Origin of the sequence: Synechococcus sp. CCAP 1479/10 (assembly GCF_019038515.1) — a bacterium.
In the GTDB taxonomy this organism is placed as follows: domain Bacteria; phylum Cyanobacteriota; class Cyanobacteriia; order PCC-6307; family Cyanobiaceae; genus Cyanobium.
In genome coordinates, this window is the sequence record NZ_JAFKRJ010000053.1 from 1 (window position 1) to 782 (window position 782).

Annotated in this window: 1 protein-coding gene; it reads right to left on the bottom strand. The window is 63.6% G+C overall.

Translation table 11 applies throughout. The features are described from left to right. On the bottom strand, positions 1-776 hold a 776-nt coding region (locus tag KUG39_RS16890), incomplete at its 3' end, for a photosynthetic reaction center family protein (RefSeq protein WP_216916629.1). Positions 777-782 lie beyond the last annotated feature (6 nt).

The window sequence follows — 782 nt, forward strand, 5'->3', positions numbered from 1 at the left end:
ATCAGGCGACCGAAGTAACCGTGGGCAGCCACGATGTTGTAGGTCTCTTCCTCCTGGCCGAACTTGTAGCCGTAGTTCTGGGACTCGCTCTCGGTGGTCTCACGCACCAGGGAGGAGGTCACCAGGGAGCCGTGCATGGCGGAGAACAGGGAGCCACCGAACACACCGGCCACACCCAGCATGTGGAAGGGGTGCATCAGGATGTTGTGCTCAGCCTGGAACACCAGCATGTAGTTGAAGGTGCCGCTGATGCCGAGGGGCATGCCGTCGGAGAAGGAACCCTGACCGAAGGGGTAGATCAGGAACACGGCGCTGGCGGCCGCCACGGGGGCGGAGTAGGCGACGCAGATCCAGGGGCGCATGCCGAGGCGGTAGGAGAGTTCCCACTCGCGGCCCATGTAGGCGAAGACGCCGATCAGGAAGTGGAAGACCACCAGCTGGTAGGGGCCACCGTTGTACAGCCACTCGTCGAGGCTGGCGGCTTCCCAGATGGGGTAGAAGTGCAGGCCGATGGCGTTGCTGGAGGGAACAACGGCGCCGGAGATGATGTTGTTGCCGTACATCAGGGAGCCGGCGACGGGCTCACGGATGCCGTCGATGTCGACGGGGGGCGCCGCGATGAAGGCGACGATGAAGCAGATGGTGGCAGCCAGCAGGGTGGGGATCATCAGCACACCGAACCAACCGACGTAGAGACGGTTGTTGGTGGAGGTGACCCACTCACAGAACTGGTTCCACACCGAAGCGCCGGAGCGCTGCTGGAGAGTGGCGGTCATGAGTGC